The organism is Vibrio sp. QJM3NY_27, from assembly GCF_057785955.1.
On record NZ_CM173512.1, the window covers coordinates 672,246 to 691,204 of the forward strand.

The window sequence follows — 18,959 nt, forward strand, 5'->3', positions numbered from 1 at the left end:
CTTAGGCTCTCACAGGTTGAATTTCGTTAAGGTTAAACAGGAGTTCGAGTTGGCTGCCATTGGCCAACAGTCGTTCAGAGGAACGGTTAAGTAAGTCGACGGTTAATTCACACTCATCAACGTCCACTTGGTATCGAATAACGTTACCCAAGAGCTGGTGGTTACGAATGGTGCCCGTTTTCGGCGCAGAGATATGCTCGCCATATTGTCGACCTTGCTCTTTAACGTAGATAGATTCAGGTCGAATCGCCACTTTCCACTCGGTTTCAATATTGAACAGCTGCTTAGCCTTGTTCGCTTGCACCAAATTGTAGTGCCCCATGAACCCTGCCACGAACTCATTGGCAGGTTGAGTGTAGATCTCTTCAGGTGTACCGGCTTGCACGATCTCGCCTTTGTTCATCAAGAAGATACGGTCAGACATGATCATCGCCTCTTCTTGATCGTGGGTCACGAAGATCGTGGTTAGATTCATCTCTTTTTGGATATCTCGGATCTGTTGGCGCAAATGTTTACGGATCTTCGCATCCAACGCCGAAAGTGGCTCATCCAACAACAAGATACGTGGTTTAACTACCAAGGCTCTTGCCAAAGCGACACGCTGACGCTGACCGCCTGATAGCTGATGCGGGTAAAACTTCTCTTTACCCGTTAAGTCCACCAGTCCAATCACTTTCGCGACTTCGCGTTTAATTTCATCGGCAGCAAGCTTTTTCATCTTGAGGCCAAACGCAATGTTGCCTTCAACCGTCATGTTCGGGAACAGCGCATAAGATTGAAACACCATGCCGATGCCACGCTGTTGCGGCACTTGATGAGTAATCTCTTCGCCGTTCACCCAGATTTCACCACCATCGACCGGATTCAGGCCTGCCAAGCTGCGCAGTAGAGTCGATTTACCACAGCCACTCGGGCCAAGCAGAGTAATGAATTCGCCCTTCTCAATTGAAAATTGAATGTCTTCAAACACTGTGTTGTCACCAAAACGCTTGGTGAGGTTTTTCGCATTTACATAGCTCATTATTTTGTTCCTTGGCTGAAACGACTTGCCAACCAAGTCAGTAAGAAAATAAACAGGAAGTACGTCATCACAAGGGCTGACGTGAAGTGGCCACTGGTTTGACGCATGTTGTATAGGTAGATTTGCAGTGTCTCGTAGCGTGTTCCTACCAAGATGTTGGCAAACACGAACTCGCCCAATAGGAACGAGAACGACAAGAACAGCGACGCCATTAAGCCTTTCTTAAGGTTTGGCAGAATAATCAACAAGAACGCCTTGGTGGTACTTGCACCGAGCAGGTGAGCAGCGTCCATCAAGTCATGCAAGTTAATAGCTTCAAAGCTGTTGGCAATCGCGCGATACATGAATGGCAGCGCGATGGTGAAATAGGTGCCAATCAAAATCCACGGCGTGCCTATCAGTGAGATTTCGCTGTCTGCATACAATTGAAGTAAACCAACCGATGACACCACAGGCGGCACCGCGAACGGCAATAAGATCAGGATATTCATCACCTTGTCGAGTTTCGGGAAATAGTAAAACACCACGAAAATCGCAGGCAGAACCAACACCACACTCAATGACAGTGCCGCCACGCAGATAAACAGTGAACGACCAAAGGCTTGCAAGAAGCGAGGATCCGTCAGCAGGTTGATGTACCAATCTAACGTAAAGCCATCCGGCAGGATCGTTGCGCCCCATCGAGAAGAGATCGAGTAGATAAAGGTCGCTAAGATCGGGATCATCATGATGCCGACAATCGAATAGACAACCGTTTTATGAAAGCGAGTATTTACGGTGTTCATTACTTTCTCTTCCCCGCGTAGCTTTTGCTGATCAGCCATTGGTTAATCACAGTGATAAAGGCCAGCATCGCCATCAGAATCACGGAGATTGCGGCAGCTAGGTTAGGCTCTAAGAACAAGTCGCCCGATACCAAACTCGCGATACGAATCGTAATCACGTTGTAGTTGCCCGAGGTTAGCGCATACACACTCGCATACGCGCCAATCGCGTTAGCAATCAAGATGATGAAGGTGCCAAGCAAGGCAGGCGACAACACAGGCAGCGCTATTTTGGTCCAGTACTGCCAAGTTTTCGCGCCAAGCAGTGCCGAGGCAGCTTGCCAGTCGTCATTCAATGCATCGAACGCTGGATACAGCAACAGCACCGCCAATGGGATTTGGAAGTAGATGTAAATCGCCAGCAAGCCCCACTTTCCATACAAGTCAAAATCGCCCAATAGCCCGTACTGCTTTAGCAGCAAGGTGATTGCACCGTTTGTGCCAAGGATGATGATGAAAGCGAACGACAGAGGCACACCAGAGAAGTTGCTGCTCATGTTAGTGAAGGCAATCACCGCATCACGGATTTTAGAATCAACGCGGCGCAATGAAGAGACCAACAGAGTCGCAATCGCCAAGCCAACAATGCTCGACCAAATCGACAGCCATAAACTGTTGCCAAAGGCTTGCATCATGAAAGCAGAGTCGAATATTTCAGAATAGTTTTCGAGAGATAACTCATCGTCGTAAAAGAAGCTGTTGATCAACACCCAAACCATAGGTGCCAGTTGGAACAGGTAGAAAAACAGTGCGAAAGGCGCAAGCCACAAAGCGGGCTTGAAGCGTTGAAACAAAGATTTGGTTTTGGGTTTGAGCGCAGCGCCATCGCTCTGCATGATTACAGAACTGCTCATAGGGCCAACAATTCCTGAGTGTAAGATTTATCGTGTTCAAGGTTGAGTAACTGACACACGCTGCCGCAAATGTCGGTCTGTTTCACTGAACATTCTTGGTGTGTGAACTTATCGCCAATCACAAAGAAGGGTACTTCGCGTTCTTCAGGCAAAATGCCACCGTGAGACAAGTCATTGTTCATGCCGTGGTCACTGGTGATGATCACCAGATAGCCATCATCTACCCACTTCTCAAGGTAATTCGACAGGTAGATATCCGCGCCACGAGCACTGTTACGGTACTGGCGAGAATCCAGCCCATACTTGTGCCCCATGTCGTCAATGTTCATTGGGTGAATCAGTAAGAAATCAGGTTGATGAGTGACGCGCAGATGCTCTGCATCCAAGAACAAGGCTTCATCTGGGTAGTGGTCCCAATGGTAGAAACAACCATGTTGGATGTTCATGCTTTCATCGTTGGTGAAACGGTCGCGTACGGCATCAAATGGCGCTCGGTTATATAACTCGCTCACCCAATGGTAAGCCGCAGCTGCCGTCACTTTGTTCTGCGACTTCGCCAAGCTAAATACCGACTCGTGATTCGACAAACGCACGATTTGATTGTTAACGATACCGCTTTCGACAGGGCGAACTCCCGTTAAAATGCACTCATACAGTGGGCGTGACATAGATGGCAGCTCACACTGCACAGGGTAAAGCGTGGCGCGCAGCTTGTTTTTTTGCGTGCTCTGCGAAGTGCTCTGTTTATTGTACGAATCACCCTGTTTTGTCTGCATATCACTTAGTTCTAGAAGACCGTTCAGGTAGCCCATGCAATCACGGGCTACCTGATAGTTCAGTCCATCTAGAACAACAAGGATAACCTTATTGCTCATGGTGATCTTCACCCGATAAAATGGACACCCTATCTTCTTTAACCCGTCATGACTTCATATTCATGCGGGCTTCGATATCCAAGACTTGAGTGCAGTCTATAACGGTTATAAAAATGCTGGATATAACCGACAAGTTTATCTCTAAGCTGCTTCTCACTTTTAAAGCTATTTTTCCTAATTATGTCGCCTTTGAGCGTATGGAAGAACGACTCCACCTCTGCATTATCAGTACAATGACCTGGGCGATTCATGCTTGGGACAATTCCATTTTTTGATAGTAAAGCTTGAACTTCATGGGCTCGATATTCAGAGCCTCTGTCAGTATGAAATAACAGGCGCTCTTGTGGCTTTCGATTTCTAATGGCCATTCTCAGCGAACTCATCGTTAGTTGTGTACTCTTCTTACTACCAAGCGACCAACCGACGACTTTACGCGAGTAAAGATCAAGAACGACCGCTAGATACATCCAACGTTTGCCTTGCCTGATATACGTCAGATCTCCAGACCACTGTTGATTAACTGCCGTTGGTTTTGGTGTGTCTTTCTTAATATTCTTAATCGATTGATAGAACCGATGTAGCTTGGCCATTTTCATGTAAATACGATAACTTCGCGCTCTTAGCCCTTGCTCTCTCATGATCCGAGCCACACGCTTGCGGCTAACCAAAACTCCTTGGCGCCTCAATTCTGCATGAACTCGTGGGCTGCCGTAAGTCTCTCGACTCTGGGTAAACACTTTAATTATCCGCTTCTTCAAAGCCTGCTCTTCTTGATCGTAGCGGCTTGGTTCTCTATCAAGCCATGCGTAGTAACCCGACTTAGAAACAGATAGAAAACGGCACATCAATACAATGGAATAACGCGTTTTGTAATGGGCTATGAATCGGAATTTTGTCGATTTTCTTGGGCAACGAATCGTTGCCACTTTTTTAGCAAGTCATTCTCGAGCTTAAGTTGTTCGTTCTGACGTTCGAGCTCTGCAATCCGACTAGACTCAGTTTTCTGGCTCGGGATCTGAGTCCTTTTCTTACGTTTATCTTCCATAATAACCCCTTCTCTATAGTCCTTTCGCCATTTAGAAAGCATATAAGGGTGGATATCTAATGATAGCGCCACGCTTTTAACTGTAGCTCCTTCTCGAAGCGAAAGTCGGACGGCAGTTACCTTAAATTCCGTAAGATATTGTTGAGTTTTTTTACCTGATTTATAAGCTGGCATAATCACCTCCAATTACAATTGAAGGCGTCCATTAGATCGGGTCAACTACATGGTCTATTCTCTATTGCTTGTTTTGAATACGGATTACTGCTGGTGAATCAATACACTTTCTTGCCATTGACGTGGCAGGCGACGTGCTGATTTTTCCCATGCTGAGAAGTCAGTCACTGGGTGAACGTTGCTGTATTCATCGTTTGAGATCAGCTTGTCTTGTACTGATTGAGGTAGCGTAACGCTGCTACGGATTGGACGTGCGTAACCTTCTGCTAGGTTGATTTGGCCTTGGTCGCTAAAGATATATTCACGAGCCAACTTCGCCGCATTCGGGTTTTGCGCGTATTTGTTGATGATGGTGGTGTAACCAGAGATCACCGAACCATCTTGTGGAATACTCACCGTGAAACGCTCACGGTCAATCGTGTCGCGGTAGTTCAGTGCATTGAAGTCCCACATGATTGCCACTTCCACTTCACCTTTTTCAAGGTTCGCGATGCTTGGGTCTGTGTAAGACAGACGGCCTTGCTTCGCTAGCTCGCCAAAGAATTTAATCGCTGGCTTTAGATTTGACTCGTCACCACCGTTAGCAAACGCAGCCGCTAGAATCGCGTTGTTTGCTTGCGCTGCTACGCCAACATCGCCCACTGTTACTTTGTAGTCACCTTCTAGTAGGTCACTCCAAGTTTTCGGCGCATCTTCAACAAGGTTGTTGTTTGAAATGAAAGAGATAGTACCGGTGTAAGCCAGAGCCCAGTGACCATCTTTATCCTTTGCCCAGTCTGGAATGTCATTCCAAGTGGTTGGTTTGTATGGCTGAGTGACGTTTTTCTTCACTGCCACACGTGCAAATGCAAAACCCACATCACCAATATCAGCGGTTGCGTTTTTCTTCTCTGCTTCAAATTTCGAGATCTCTTGAGCCGAGCTCATATCGGTATCCTGATGCTTCAAACCGTAGTTTGCTTTCAGGTCTGCCCATGTGCCTTTCCAGTTTGCCCAACTGTCTGGCATACCCACACTGTAAACCGCACCCTCTTTTTGAGCGGCTTTTACCAGTGATTCAAGATCGGCATCCTTTGCCATCGCTGGCATTGAAAGTGTTGCCGTTATTAGCGTCGCACCTATTAGCTTTGTAGGTGAACCCATCAGTTTTCTTGGCGATACAGTTGAACGGCTAAGCAAAGTTTTCATTGTCTCTATCCCTCTGGACTAGATCAGTAAGTTCGTTTTGTATGCTATCGCCGGAGTGTGACGCTTTCGCGCAAGTTATTTGACAGTTAGGATGCATTTGTGTGGCAGTTATATGTCACTTACATGACAGTAAGCCATTGTTTACTGTCACATTCCTGTTAACTCCATGGTTTACCTTATTGAGCACACGAACTTATGGACTAGATCAGTAATGAGAACATTGGGTACCGGACAATCAGGGACACAACTAGGAAGAATTAAGGCGAGCATTAGAGAACAACTTCAATCAGGTATCTTCACCGAGGGGCAAAAGTTGCCATCAGAAAGAAACCTCAGCGAACTGTTTTCCACCACACGAATCACGCTCAAAGATGCATTGGTGTCATTAGAAACCGAAGGTCTGATATACAGAGAAGAGCGTCGAGGCTGGTATGTGTCACCCGAACGTATCCGCTACAACCCGCTGTCACGCTCTCACTTTCATCAAATGATTCGCGAACAGCATCGTATTGCTGAAACACAACTGCTGAGTACCCGTACAGAGATGGCGGCAGGCGATTACGCCAAGGCATTAGAGATAGAACAGATAACCCCGATACACGTGATTGAGCGATTACGATTTATTGATGGCAGAGCGGTGCTGTTTGTTGAAAACGTCTTAAAAGCGCCGTTGTTTGAAAAAGTGCTGTCGGAAAACCTCACCATGTCACTGACAGGTATCTACCGAGAAAAATATGGCTACGAGACCCAACGCTCTCGCTTTGACGTGGTCCCTACCTCTGCCCCTGCCCATGTCGCCAAGGCATTGAATTTGGCAGAGGGCCAGCCTGTTCTTAAGATCTGCCGAGTGAACTACAAACAAGATGGCGAGTTAATGGACTGCGAACTGGAATACTGGCGACCCGATTCTGTGGTGATCCATATTGATAGCATTGGTTAGCGTCACATGATTATTTGCCTAGGTTTAGGCTTAGGAAGAAAAAGCGAGCACATACAAAAACTCCGACTGATTCAGTCGGAGTTTTTATTTTCAACGGTTGCGTTTGATGAGGCACTAACTAAACAATCTTTTGCTCATCTTCTTCTTTGGTCGAATCGCTTTCCTTAGATAAAAAACTGGCAACGATCTCTCTCAGTTTCCCTTGATTAACCGGTTTTGGTAAAAACTCATCCATGCCTACATCGAAGCACAAATGCTTGTCTCGCTGCACGACGTTGGCCGTCAGCGCAACGATAGGAATGTGCTTTGAAGAACCCTCTTCGAGCGCTCGGATCTGCTTCGTCGCTTCGAAACCGTCGAGAACCGGCATCTGGCAATCCATAAAGATCATCACATAGTCATTGGCCTTAAACTTCTCGACACCAATTTCCCCGTTATCGGCAATATCAACCTCAAACCCAAGCTTCTTGAGCATCATCTTGGCGACTTGTTGGTTCACTCGCGAGTCTTCAACGACCAATACTTTGCCACTAAACGAAGCAGCCACTGGTTCTGGCTCTTCTTTGATTGGAGCTTGTTTGTCTGTTTGTGTGGTTGTGACAGAAGCCGTTGGTGTCGCTTCAACAGAACCCGTTGGTTTGGTTAATGGTACTGGTTCATTGTCTTTGAACGCGACCTCACCTCTATTTGGATAAGTAAAGTTTGAGGTATCCGCTGCTCTCGCGAGAACTTCACTCAACGTCCATTTAAGCTGGTTGTCTTGATAAGGGCGAGCAATGTAGGCAACAAAACCCACTTGTTTAGCGCGCGCTTCATCTTGTTTTCGTGGGTCTGCAGAGATCATCACCAGCTTAGGACACGCTTTGTCAAAACGCTCAATCAAGCTTCTTGCTAACTGGAATCCATCAATAGACGGCATCACTTTATCAATCAGCACCAGATCATAAGGCAATGACTTCGCCACAGACTCCGAAACAAGCTCTAACGCTTGGGTCGCGGTTTCACAGCACTCAGACTTAACGCCGAATGATTGAAGCTGTGTTGAGGTAATACGCATATTCAGCTGACTATCATCAACCAGAAGTACCGAAACTTTATTAAAATCGATATTGCTTTCGTCAACGTCCAAGCTCGGGTCAAAGTCAGCGGTAAAGTAGAATGTACTCCCCTTACCTACGACACTGGTTAGCTCAAGCTTGCTGCCCATTAAGGTCACGATCTTATCGCATATCGTCAGACCAAGCCCGGTGCCTCCGTAAATACGGGTGGTGCTGCCGTCGGCTTGTTGAAACTTATCGAACACCGATTGTTGCTTGTCTTCAGCAATACCAATACCACTGTCAGTTACCTCAAATTTCACTCTGAGCTTTTGGTCTGGCTCTATGACTTCTTCCAAGCGAAGTGAGAGTGTGACATGACCATGCTCGGTAAATTTGATGGCGTTGCCGACTAGGTTATTAAGCACTTGTCTTAGCTGGGTGCCATCGCCAATCACCATAGTTGGGATCTTAGGATCAATCGCCAGTTGGAACCTGAGCCCTTTCTGCTCGGCTTTAACTCTAAACGTCGATTCAACATCGGCAGCAATACCCATCATCTTCATTGGTTCTTGTTGCAGTTCTAAACGACCCGCTTCTATCTTCGAGTAGTCGAGAATGTCGTTAATTAGATCAAGGAGAGTAAGCGAAGAGGTATTGAGCATATCGACATACTCTTTTTGCTCTTTCGGCATATCCATTTCAGAGAGTAGAGACGACAGTCCGATAATCCCATTCATCGGGGTGCGGATCTCGTGGCTCATGTTGGCAAGAAATTCACTTTTGTTGCGGTTGGCAACCTCAGCGACATCTTTGGCTTTTTCCAGTTCTTGGTATTGTTGACGAATACGTTCAACAGACTGGTTATAGCTACTCTCTAGTGTCGAGATCTCGTCTCTATAAGTAGAATCGGTTGGCGTTATGAAGCGTGGTTTGTTGTCTTCAACCTGTTGCTGGTTGATCTGGGAAGACATAGTCATTAAGCGTTTGACCACGAGGCGATAGACGATCGTTAAGCAAACCAGAGACAATAAGAAGATTTTAACGGCTTCGAAGGCGAGCAATAGTAAAACTCGTTCTTCAAAGTCGTTGAGGATCATGCTCAAATCAGATTGCACCGTGAGCGTCGCTAATGGGAAATCTGTCCCCCCCATCTGGTGCACCATTTCCCAAGACTGGGAATAAGACTGACCTGAGGTCTTTTGACCTAATTCTAGAATTTTTTCATCGGGACTTTCGATAAGAAGGTAACTAACCGAGGGTAAGCGGGAGATACCTTCGGCTTGCACAAACAGTTGCTCTCGATCTTCAACCCACAAACTGGACGTTAAACCCGAAAGATAGCCAGCCTTAACCTGTTCGATCTGAGAACTGATAAAAGAAACTCGACTTTGGTACTCCACATACAACCCTAGACCTGTCACTATAACTGTGAATAAGGTGCTGATTGCTATTATAGTCCCGATCAACTGTCGGGAGAGTCCAATATAGCGTTTTCCTTTTGTCACCATACACAAATTACCATTATTGTTATCCTAGCAAACTACAATTACTCAACTAGTATAATAGTAGTCATTCATCAAATAACTAGGGAAGGTTATGAAAAAACATCTTATATTTGCATCCATAGTCAGTTTGTTTTCAAGCAGTTATGCTTTTGCAAGCGAACCTGTTCACTACTACATTATTGCGAGCCAAGCGCAACCTTTTCAGATCGAAACTGACGGGTCATCTCACAGAGGAATGGTTTCGGATATTGTTGAGGCCGTATTTGATGACAGCCAATACGAGATCGATTACCACACCTACCCTTTCAACCGCATGATTGACAAGCTCGACGCGAGAGAGAATCCAAACTGGGTAACCTACGGCAGTCCTAGTTGGGGAAATATCCAATCTGTAAACCTGTCTAAAGATCCGATTTACAATGTAAAACACGTGTTACTCAGCAGTGGCAAGGAACCATTTGAGTTCAATACTATCGACGATTTAAACGGAAAAGCGGTGGTCTTGCTGGTGGGGTTTGAATATCCAAACCTAGAGCCTTACATCAAACAAGGTAAGCTCAACGAGATTCGAGTTAAAGATTACAGCGCGGCTTTTCGTGTATTAAACCGAACTCCGGGCGATACCGTTTTTGTTGAGATGGAATCGAGAATCAAATACAACCTAAACGAGCAGAAGTTAAGTATTGATGATTACCAGATGCAAGATTTTGGTTCAGTGATCAATAACTACCCTATCCATTTGGCGTTTGACCCTGAGATGGATCCTAAGCTGCAAAGCTTCATCAACCAACGTCTCGACCAAATGAAAGACGATGGTCAGCTCGATGACATCGTGCAAGGGTACTTATAGATCCTTCATTTATCTGTAATAGCGCCTAGTTGACGTTGTAGAGCACTTTTCTACTCTCAGTCACCTTAGCTCGACTTGCAACGAAAAGGCCGCTCTGCTTAGTCTAGCTTAATACTAAATTGCAGAGCGGCCTTTAAAATTTAACGTTTAGGGAAACTATCTTTGAACTTGTAATCGATAGGTTAGTGCGAAGCAATCAAATGCAGTTGTTGATTACGAAGCTGTTGTCGCACCGCCATCAAAATTTCACCTAAGCGGTTCTCACCAGTTCCATCACCACCATCGCCCCAAAAATGGTCTTTATGAGAATGCTCTTTGATCACCGAATCTCCGGTGTTAGTCAGAAACAGCGCAAACTGGGGGTTCTGTCTGAACTTCTCAGTCACAATGAACTGCATCACTTCAACACGAATGTCATACCAGTCTTCTCGAACTTGGTCTTCATAATCACGACTTAAAGAGAACGCTTCAGCAGGAGTACTGGCTTCCAAAATAGTATTGCGTAACGCTTCAGAAGCAAATTTCATCGCTTGATAATAATGTTCGCTGGTTGCCCAAACTTGATCGTTAACCTTGATGGGACAAGCTGCAAAATTTGACAGGTATCCGTTTGGATCTTCAGGTTCATAAAACAGCACTTCTTTGGCTTTAGCCACAGAATTAGACATAGCCTTCTCCTTACCAACGACATCGCATATTTTTGCTTTAACTTTAAAATTAGTGGCGTTGCATATTGCTGTCAAACAACTTAGTTCAAGAGTATGCCATGGGCATGTTTTTAGTCGGGAACAAGCAATGTAAAGGCCGGACAATGGAGTTAAATGGTGGGAGACAAGGAGCATGGTTTACTTATAAAAAACTCACAGCCCTTTTAAAAAGTCATATAAATCAAAGGGTGGCGGTGCACCACCCTCTTAAATGCAATAGGGGTCCTTAGTGAATAAGACCTAGTTCCCTCGCTTCTTCCAGACTAAAACCGCTTTCTCTAATTTCTCTTAGAACTTCAATACGACGACGAGCTTCAGCGGACTTCATTTTCTTTTCTGGTTTGAAAGATACTTCTTCTTCAGCATCCCACTTGTTTGCAATATTTGTCATTTCATCATGGTTGATAGAATTAATGGACATGTTTTCCTCCGAAAAGCACCATGTAATGGACAGGTAATCTGTAGCAAATGCTATTTCACTTGTTAAGACATTCTGTACTGAAATGTGATGATTCCGACGCTTCACAAAGCTAATTAATAAATGCCTCATTTAAACTTTGCCAAAGCCATTTTCTGCAATTACATTTACAAGATTCCCCATAAGAAATGTGGTTTGATCCATCTCTCATTTTCCCCGTTCTCATTTCTTGTTTCTCACTGAAACTTCGTGAAATAACCCAAGATAAATTTCGAGGCACTTCATTCTTTTTGTGCTCATCGCTTTCACTAAATTCACTTCATGCTAATGATAATAGTTATCAATATCATAACTGAGTATTTATCATGTCTAGGGAAAATCCAGATAAACCACTTCTCGAAGTGAAGAATCTATGTGTCGATTACATCACCGATGACGGCGATTTTAATGCCGTAAAATCCGTAAGCTTTAGCATAGGCCAAGGCGAGATTTTTGGTTTGGCTGGCGAATCAGGGTGCGGAAAAAGTACCATCGCGTTTGCCATTAACCGTTTACACAAACCGCCTGCTTTCATCTCTGGAGGGAAGATACTGTTCGACGGGCAAGATCTGCTCGGTTTATCTGACGACCACTTGAACACCTTGCGCTGGAGCGAAATCGCCATGGTTTTCCAAAGTGCGATGAACTCACTCAATCCTGTACTGACCATTGAAGAGCAGTTCGCTGATGTTTTACGTCATCACAAAGGAATGACCAACGAACAAGCTAAAGATCGTGCAGAGAAGCTCCTCGACCTTGTAAACATTCCTCGTAACCGCCTCACCGAATATCCGCATCAGTTCAGTGGCGGCATGCGTCAGCGTTTGGTGATTGCCATTGCTCTCGCCCTTAACCCGAAGCTGATCATCATGGACGAGCCGACAACGGCGCTTGATGTGGTTGTACAACGCGAAATTCTGCAGCAAATACACCAACTCAGAGAAGAGTTTGGGTTTTCGATACTGTTCATCACCCACGACCTCGCACTAATGAGCCAGCTATGTGACCGCATTGCCATCATGCGCCACGGCCAGATCGTTGAAATCAACCAAGCCTATGAGATTCGTAACAACCCTCAGCACTCCTATACCCAAAAGCTATGGAGTTCTTTCCCTAACATTCACGAACATGCGCACGCGACTACGTGCTAGGAGAGCTCCATGTCACAACCTATTTTTCAAGTGAAAAACCTCGTTAAAGAGTTCACCGTCGGCGGTGGATTTGGCAAAGAAGCAATCTTTAGAGCACTACATGGGGTGAGTTTTGATTTGCATGCCGGTAAAACATTGGCGCTGGTTGGAGAATCAGGCTGCGGGAAAAGCACCTGCGCCCGATTGATGACCAAGGTTTACGCACCGACAGAGGGAGAGATACTGTTCAATGGCAGAGACATCTCTACCCTAAAAAGCCGTAAAGATATCTTGGATTACCGCAGCCGCGTACAAATGATATTTCAAGACCCATTTGGCTCACTTAATCCAACTCACACCATTGAGCACCACTTAACGCGCCCGCTTAAAATCCATAAGCAAGTTGCCACGAAACAGGCTCTCACAGAGCGTCTCAAGGAGTTATTAACGCTGGTGGAGTTACCCATAGAAACTCTCGCCAAATACCCACACGAGCTCAGTGGAGGCCAAAGACAGAGGGTTAACCTGGCAAGAGCGCTTGCGGTTGGGGCCGAGGTTATCCTTGCCGATGAACCTACCTCGATGTTGGATGTTTCAATACGACTTGGCGTGTTAAACCTGATGCAAAAAATGAAGAAAGAGTTGGGGATTGGCTTTTTGTACATAACTCACGATCTTGCTACGGCACATTACATCGCAGAAGAGACGGCGGTAATGTACAAAGGGCAGATCGTCGAATGGGGATCAACACAGTCGATCTTAACCAATCCACAACATCCGTACACTAAACTGTTGATCTCTGCCGTTCCCGATCCCGATCTGCCATTTGGCGAACTCGTCAAAAATGAGCCAAACTATTCAATAAACGCAGATCGAATTCGAGAGCAGAGCTGTGAAATACAGCATGAAATCAAGCAAGTTGCTGATAATCACTTTGTAAAACAGTGGGATAACGTTGCATGAATGAACTAGACACTTGGTTAGAGCGGATCGGAGATTGGTACAAAGACCGAAAGCATGATCAAGTGGACCGGTTAGAACCTTTGATCTTAACGCCTCCAGATGCACTCTGGGGGCCTTTGATCACGGATGAACAAAGCAAAGGCATCGCGTGTTGGTTGGATGGGTGCCTGAGAATCTTTACTTTCTATCGAAACTCAATCGAAAACCCGCACCATCAAGAAAAGGCCTATCAATACCTGATGTTTGCTTACGGTAAGCTTCAGGCGGTGTCTTGTGACCCAAAAGCGGAACCCGGCCTACAAGAGTGGTGTACCAAGCGGGTACAACACTTATGTGTACTGGCTTTGGAGTTTGCTAACCAACAACAAGAACCGCGCTGGAAGGAAGAATCAGAAAAACTGATCGAATCGCATGTGCGTTTTATGGCAAGCCAACACCAGAACGATGATCAAGGTGCAGCTCTACGTCAACGCCACTGATCCACTCCACGGTTTAACCCTGATCGATCAAACACCAAAGCAGAATCCTTTCACAAATAGGATCCGTAAAAAGCACGATCTAACCTTGATCATGCTTCAGGGTCAGCAGTAATGACTAATACATAAGCTATTGAATTTTAATCATTATGCGAATTTCAGGTAAAAAAAAGCGAGTCCCTTAGGAACTCGCAAAAATCTATTCAGTATGATGTAACAAAATATGAGCCAATCTATTAATCATAAGAAAGGACAAAGGTTGTCTATTCGGAATAAATAATAATCAACTGGATGCGTTACATTGTCAGAACTTTGTCAGCGTTAGGTGCGGTTTTAATCAGCACCTAATGTGTTCAAACTATCCATTCATCGACCGTAAATAGTGGCTTCTTGCTACTGGGTATTTCTACTGCAAAAATCAGGTCGAAAGATCAACACGCCCTCGTGATTAATGGCCAATCGCCATTTCATCGAGCGCTAGAAACACATTCTCGTCCAAATGGCCTTCGTGAACTTGTTTACACACTTTACGACGTACAGCCAAACCAGAAATCAAACGTTCAATGGACAGGTGTCGATTGCTGGTGCTGTCACGGTCGTTGTACAGCTCAATTAAGCGACTCAGTGTTTCGTATGGGATAACATCCTCCCCTACTCTCAACCAATCAAGCTTCTCAATGAGCTCTGAGCACTCTTCTTTGATTGAGGCATGTGAATGCCCGGTCATAGCAGATAAAGCCGTTATACTGCGTTCTAGAGCCTCTGTGGAGGTATATTTAGAGAGAGTAATCATGATCTCATCAGCGTTGATCTCAACAGAATGTTTACGCTGCTTAACTCGACGTCCCAATTTGCCTCTTGGCGACGGAGCTTTACGTTGAATTGGCTCAAACTCACCATCGATAATCTCAGACAGCTCTTCCAGCTTCTGCTTAGACACCATCTCATTACGCAGCGGGTTCGGTAGCGTTGGGGCCATATTACGCTTACCAGCGTTGGTGGTACGCGCTCTTGAATAACGCAACACCTCTTCAACATTACATTTGATATCAACCTGATAATCGGTGGTTTTGCCTTTTTCGATCAACGCCGTGATCGTCAAGTGATAACCCCAAAGATTCACTAGGAAAGTATCTTCTTGATCCCCTACTTCACCCAATTTTCTTAGTTCGCGGATCAAATCCATCGAGAAGCGACGCCAATCGATATTACGAGCCAACTTCTGGTTCAGCTCGCTCAGCAACATACAATCTGAGTGGCGACGTGCCATACGGCTTCTAAAGTACGAATACATTTGGAAGACCAAGGTATGTTGTTTCAGGATTTCTGGCGGAAATAGGAAGAAATAATCACGCGTCAGGAGCTCTTCGTAGAACGAAGGTTCCCAGACAAGGATATACAGGTTCGGTTTAATGCGAATTTCGCCATCAGAGCCCTCTGTAGGCGCTTCTTCCGATGCCGTAATGGTTCTAGCTAAGAATCGGAAACGATCACTCTTGAAGCCTTCTGGCATGTTCTCGCTAAGCCAACGGCCCGTGAGCTCGTGCAGTTGGAAATCGGTAAATTCGATACGGTCAATACTGTCACGGATCGAATCGCGTGCAGGACCGCTGTCTTTCTTGCCACGCAAAGACAAAATATCCGTGATGTAGAGTGGTGTTTTGTTCGGTGTGTGTTTCGCGTCGAGATGATAATCATCTTGGTGGTGATCATGATATTGGACAGTAAGCGTGAATAACGCGAACAGCGTCATCAGATCGTCAACCGTCATGATGTTTTTAGAAGATCGTGTCTCGATCACCGCTCGAGTGCCAGAGATCGAAACCATAGATTTCTGGTAGCTCTTACGGGTTCTAGGTGGCGCCAACGCTTGATCAATAATCCCCGCCCAATTGGTTGGAGAAACAATGAATTGATCCGCTTCGTCTTTCATCGTCGGTGGCGTATTCAGTCCGTGTTCATTCAGTAAGCGCTTGTTTACTTTGGTTTGAGCTAGCGCTTTAGAACGCTTCTGTTTTTCATTTTGCTTGACGCTTTCTGTCACTAAACTGGTAGCACCCAGAACCGATATCAATTGGTTTGGGTTCACAAAGCGATGCAACATGGTTTTACCCGCAAGGCCTTCTTCAAAACGAACTGGGATTTGTTTGAACAGACCAATACTTACAGCGGCTCTCAGCCTTTGTTGCAAGGCGGCGCGAGTCACTTGACCATCAGTTGATTCAATGATCTCGGTGGTGGAGACGTATCCATCTTTGCTGCTAAACCCACGTAGTGAAATTAGGTTAAGAAGCTCAACGATGCTTTTGGTGACCCCTTTGAAGTGTTGATATTGTTCTATCCATTCAACGGCTGTTTCAGATACCTCAAATAAATGACCATCTTTGTGGCTTCGTGCCTTAATTAACAATTTCTCTTCTGGTTTCATTTTTGATCCGTATCACACTAACCGTAATTTCACTATAGTTCCTGAATGATAAAGAAAGAATGATCATAAATAAAGAGAATTTATTGGCTTTTAAATAACTGATCTTTTTGATTAATATGATCTTAAATGATTAAGTGATCTAATGATCTGGCTTTGAATTTGCTTTTAAGTGTCTGAATTATAAGTGTTAAAAAAAATCCAATTGGAAAGCATGATCATAAAGAACCCGAAACGATGATCATTAAATTAAAGAAAGCATGATCACAGAACTTCAGAACGATGATCATTAAGTCATTGTAAGCATGATCATTATAGGTTCGAAAGCATGATCATTATGCTTATACAGCTTATCCACAGTCCGTAATTGATCAAGTAGTATTAAGCGGCTTCTAAGTCACCTATGTGGATATTTTTGACAGCCAATTCATCGGAACAATGATCAAGTAATGGGGCTTTTATGTCGTTCCTCCCCTTTTATGTTTAAAAATTGGTCGATATTGGTCACAGCGTCAGTGGTTGGGCACTTTTAGCTCGCAACACAATAAATCAGGAAGCATGATCATGAAATTGTCATGTTTCTGCATTTCCATTCTGTGTCGATTGAATTTCTAACCAATCAGGCCTTATAGAGCTTGAATCCCCATTGCAAAAGCATTTGTCCGTAAGTTAGCTCTAAATTTATATGCTTCCGGAACGATATTTACTTGATCATTTTTCCGGAGGTTGATCATTTCGAACGGGCATTCATACGGATCATTATTGATGAGTTTACACCTTGATCATGCTTCATAATATGGACTTATCAATTTTCTTACGAGTTATCTATCCCATGATCATTCTTCCGGTTGAGGCTCAATTTTCTTTTGTTTAGTGACATCTCGCCGTCGCTTTGTTTCCTATTAACCAAGCGACTTTTTAGGTTTTACTCTTTGTTGGTTGAAAATCTATCAATTTAGAATGCAAATCACACCAACCGTAATCTATGCTTGTGTTTCAATCGTTCCGAAGATTTTTCTCTGAAATTCTATTTACATTGTAAATAAGTGATGCTGTAACATTTTAAATGTAAAGAAGAAATAGAACGGTTATACATGACAAAAAAGGTCATTTTTGTGTTTGTATTAGCCGTTGTTTCATCAAACTGTAAAAATACAGTCTATTTTGTGTGATTTTACTCATAAATGTATGTTCATGTTTTTGTTGTGTTTGTTGTTAATCGCTGTACAATTTGTTCTAGGTTAATCATTACGGAAACTGGCAATGAAAAGAGAACAAACGATTGATAAGCTCTATCAGCTAGCCGAACAAACTCAACAAGTTCAGGCTGACCGAATTGAGATTATTCTGGAAGAGCGAAGTGATGAACATTTCCCTCCAATGTCTAAAGCTATGATGGAGACGCGTTCAGGCTTAACTCGTCGAAAATTGGATGAGGCTATCAACAAGCTTGAAGCGGATGGTCATCAGTTTACAAAGAACAACGCCAATCATTACTCGATTTCATTGACTGAAGCTCACATGCTGATGGACGCAGCTGAAGTGCCGAAGTTCCACCAACGTAAGCAGCATGTAGACAATAAGCCATGGGTTATTAACGTACAGAACCAAAAGGGCGGTACGGGTAAATCAATGACAGCGGTTCACCTAGCGGCTTGTCTGTCTTTGAACTTAGATAAGCGCTACCGTATCTGCCTGATTGACTTGGATCCACAAGGTTCTTTGCGTCTGTTCTTAAACCCACAAATTAGTGGTGCAGAGCACGACAGTATCTATTCTGCTGTTGATATCATGTTGGACAACGTACCAGAAGGCCAAGATGTTGATCTTGAATTCTTGCGTAAGAACGTACTTTTACCAACACAGTATCCGAATCTAAAGACGATCTCGGCGTTCCCAGAAGACGCGATGTTTAACGCTGAAGCGTGGCAAAGCCTATCTCAAGATCAGTCACTTGATATTGTTCGTCTTTTAAAAGAGAAGCTTATCGACAAAATTGCGGATGATTTTGATGTGATTATGATTGATACCGGCCCGCACGTAGACCCTCTAGTGTGGAACGCAATGTACGCATCGAACGCTCTTCTGATTCCATGTGCTGCCAAGCGTTTGGATTGGGCTTCAACGGTTAACTTCTTCCAGCACTTACCAACCGTGTACGAGATGTTCCCGGACGACTGGAAAGGGCTCGAATTTGTTCGTCTAATGCCAACCATGTTTGAAGACGACAACAAGAAGCAGGTATCAGTATTAACTGAGATGAACTACCTGTTGAATGACCAAGTAATGATGGCCACTATTCCAAGAAGCCGCGCTTTTGAAACCTGTGCAGATACTTACAGCACGGTTTTCGATCTAACGGTGAGCGACTTTGAGGGTGGTAAGAAAACTCTGGCTGTCGCTCAAGACGCAGTACAAAAAAGTGCTCTAGAATTAGAGCGTGTATTACATAGCAACTGGCCTTCACTTAATCAGGGATAACAAG

At 44.6% G+C, this 18,959-nt stretch carries 16 protein-coding genes; 6 read left to right on the plus strand and 10 right to left on the minus strand.

What is annotated here, in order from left to right:
• Nucleotide 1 precedes the first annotated feature (1 nt).
• The 6 genes from AC3CIA_RS18915 to AC3CIA_RS18940 form a co-directional block, all read right to left on the minus strand.
• Entirely contained in the window at nucleotides 2-1,021 is a 1,020-nt protein-coding gene (locus AC3CIA_RS18915) for an ABC transporter ATP-binding protein (protein WP_102551828.1), read from the minus strand.
• Nucleotides 1,021-1,806 (minus strand): ABC transporter permease, encoded by a 786-nt coding sequence (locus tag AC3CIA_RS18920; protein WP_004732591.1) that lies wholly within the window; start codon nucleotides 1,804-1,806, stop codon nucleotides 1,021-1,023. Before AC3CIA_RS18920 ends, AC3CIA_RS18915 begins: the two co-directional genes overlap by 1 nt.
• Nucleotides 1,806-2,699, minus strand: coding sequence for an ABC transporter permease (locus AC3CIA_RS18925; RefSeq protein WP_488519522.1), 894 nt, complete (start codon nucleotides 2,697-2,699; stop codon nucleotides 1,806-1,808). Before AC3CIA_RS18925 ends, AC3CIA_RS18920 begins: the two co-directional genes overlap by 1 nt.
• Nucleotides 2,696-3,574: an alkaline phosphatase family protein gene (locus AC3CIA_RS18930; protein WP_488519523.1), complete on the minus strand. Its 879-nt coding sequence runs from the start codon at nucleotides 3,572-3,574 to the stop codon at nucleotides 2,696-2,698. Before AC3CIA_RS18930 ends, AC3CIA_RS18925 begins: the two co-directional genes overlap by 4 nt.
• A 38-nt stretch (nucleotides 3,575-3,612) precedes the next feature.
• Nucleotides 3,613-4,793, minus strand: a protein-coding gene (locus AC3CIA_RS18935; protein ID WP_237290650.1) for an IS3 family transposase whose coding sequence is annotated in 2 segments (ribosomal slippage) — nucleotides 3,613-4,508 and nucleotides 4,508-4,793 — 1,182 coding nt in all. Because the reading frame shifts where the segments join, the coding sequence is not laid out codon by codon here.
• A gap of 84 nt (nucleotides 4,794-4,877) precedes the next feature.
• Entirely contained in the window at nucleotides 4,878-5,981 is a 1,104-nt protein-coding gene (locus AC3CIA_RS18940) for an ABC transporter substrate-binding protein (protein ID WP_488519524.1), read from the minus strand.
• Between the two features lie 211 nt (nucleotides 5,982-6,192).
• On the opposite strand from AC3CIA_RS18940, the gene AC3CIA_RS18945 reads away from it, so the two are divergent.
• Nucleotides 6,193-6,921, plus strand: a complete 729-nt coding sequence (locus AC3CIA_RS18945; protein WP_488519525.1) for a UTRA domain-containing protein — start codon at nucleotides 6,193-6,195, stop codon at nucleotides 6,919-6,921.
• Nucleotides 6,922-7,039: 118 nt separating this feature from the next.
• On the opposite strand, the gene AC3CIA_RS18950 is transcribed toward AC3CIA_RS18945, so the two are convergent.
• Nucleotides 7,040-9,469, minus strand: a complete 2,430-nt coding sequence (locus AC3CIA_RS18950; protein WP_488519526.1) for a response regulator — start codon at nucleotides 9,467-9,469, stop codon at nucleotides 7,040-7,042.
• Nucleotides 9,470-9,557: 88 nt separating this feature from the next.
• On the opposite strand from AC3CIA_RS18950, the gene AC3CIA_RS18955 reads away from it, so the two are divergent.
• A complete protein-coding gene (locus tag AC3CIA_RS18955) occupies nucleotides 9,558-10,316 on the plus strand; it encodes a substrate-binding periplasmic protein (RefSeq protein WP_146455227.1) in 759 nt (252 codons plus the stop codon).
• 182 nt (nucleotides 10,317-10,498) lie between these two features.
• On the opposite strand, the gene ybiA is transcribed toward AC3CIA_RS18955, so the two are convergent.
• Together ybiA and AC3CIA_RS18965 are read right to left on the minus strand one after the other, a co-directional pair.
• The gene (ybiA, locus tag AC3CIA_RS18960) at nucleotides 10,499-11,059 is read right to left on the minus strand and encodes a riboflavin biosynthesis intermediates N-glycosidase (RefSeq protein WP_102450073.1); all 561 of its coding nucleotides are present in this window, start codon (nucleotides 11,057-11,059) and stop codon (nucleotides 10,499-10,501) included.
• 190 nt (nucleotides 11,060-11,249) lie between these two features.
• The gene (locus AC3CIA_RS18965) at nucleotides 11,250-11,444 is read right to left on the minus strand and encodes a hypothetical protein (protein ID WP_017075617.1); all 195 of its coding nucleotides are present in this window, start codon (nucleotides 11,442-11,444) and stop codon (nucleotides 11,250-11,252) included.
• Nucleotides 11,445-11,806: 362 nt separating this feature from the next.
• Here AC3CIA_RS18965 and AC3CIA_RS18970 point away from each other — a divergent pair, with 362 nt between their 5' ends.
• Genes AC3CIA_RS18970 through AC3CIA_RS18980 form a run of 3 tightly spaced genes read left to right on the plus strand, consistent with a single transcriptional unit; the run spans nucleotide 11,807 to nucleotide 14,052 of the window.
• Nucleotides 11,807-12,631, plus strand: coding sequence for an ABC transporter ATP-binding protein (locus AC3CIA_RS18970; protein ID WP_054546040.1), 825 nt, complete (start codon nucleotides 11,807-11,809; stop codon nucleotides 12,629-12,631).
• A gap of 9 nt (nucleotides 12,632-12,640) precedes the next feature.
• Nucleotides 12,641-13,573, plus strand: coding sequence for an ATP-binding cassette domain-containing protein (locus tag AC3CIA_RS18975; RefSeq protein ID WP_017078405.1), 933 nt, complete (start codon nucleotides 12,641-12,643; stop codon nucleotides 13,571-13,573).
• Nucleotides 13,570-14,052 carry a hypothetical protein gene (locus AC3CIA_RS18980; protein WP_054546038.1) on the plus strand — a complete coding sequence of 161 codons (483 nt, stop codon included), beginning with the start codon at nucleotides 13,570-13,572 and terminating at the stop codon, nucleotides 14,050-14,052. The genes AC3CIA_RS18975 and AC3CIA_RS18980 overlap by 4 nt, the downstream gene beginning before the upstream one ends.
• 445 nt (nucleotides 14,053-14,497) lie before the next feature.
• On the opposite strand, the gene AC3CIA_RS18985 is transcribed toward AC3CIA_RS18980, so the two are convergent.
• Nucleotides 14,498-16,477: a replication initiator protein RctB domain-containing protein gene (locus tag AC3CIA_RS18985; protein ID WP_004732568.1), complete on the minus strand. Its 1,980-nt coding sequence runs from the start codon at nucleotides 16,475-16,477 to the stop codon at nucleotides 14,498-14,500.
• A 1,260-nt stretch (nucleotides 16,478-17,737) separates the two neighbouring features.
• Here AC3CIA_RS18985 and AC3CIA_RS18990 point away from each other — a divergent pair.
• Nucleotides 17,738-18,955, plus strand: a complete 1,218-nt coding sequence (locus AC3CIA_RS18990) for a ParA family protein (RefSeq protein ID WP_004732566.1) — start codon at nucleotides 17,738-17,740, stop codon at nucleotides 18,953-18,955.
• Nucleotides 18,956-18,959 lie beyond the last annotated feature (4 nt).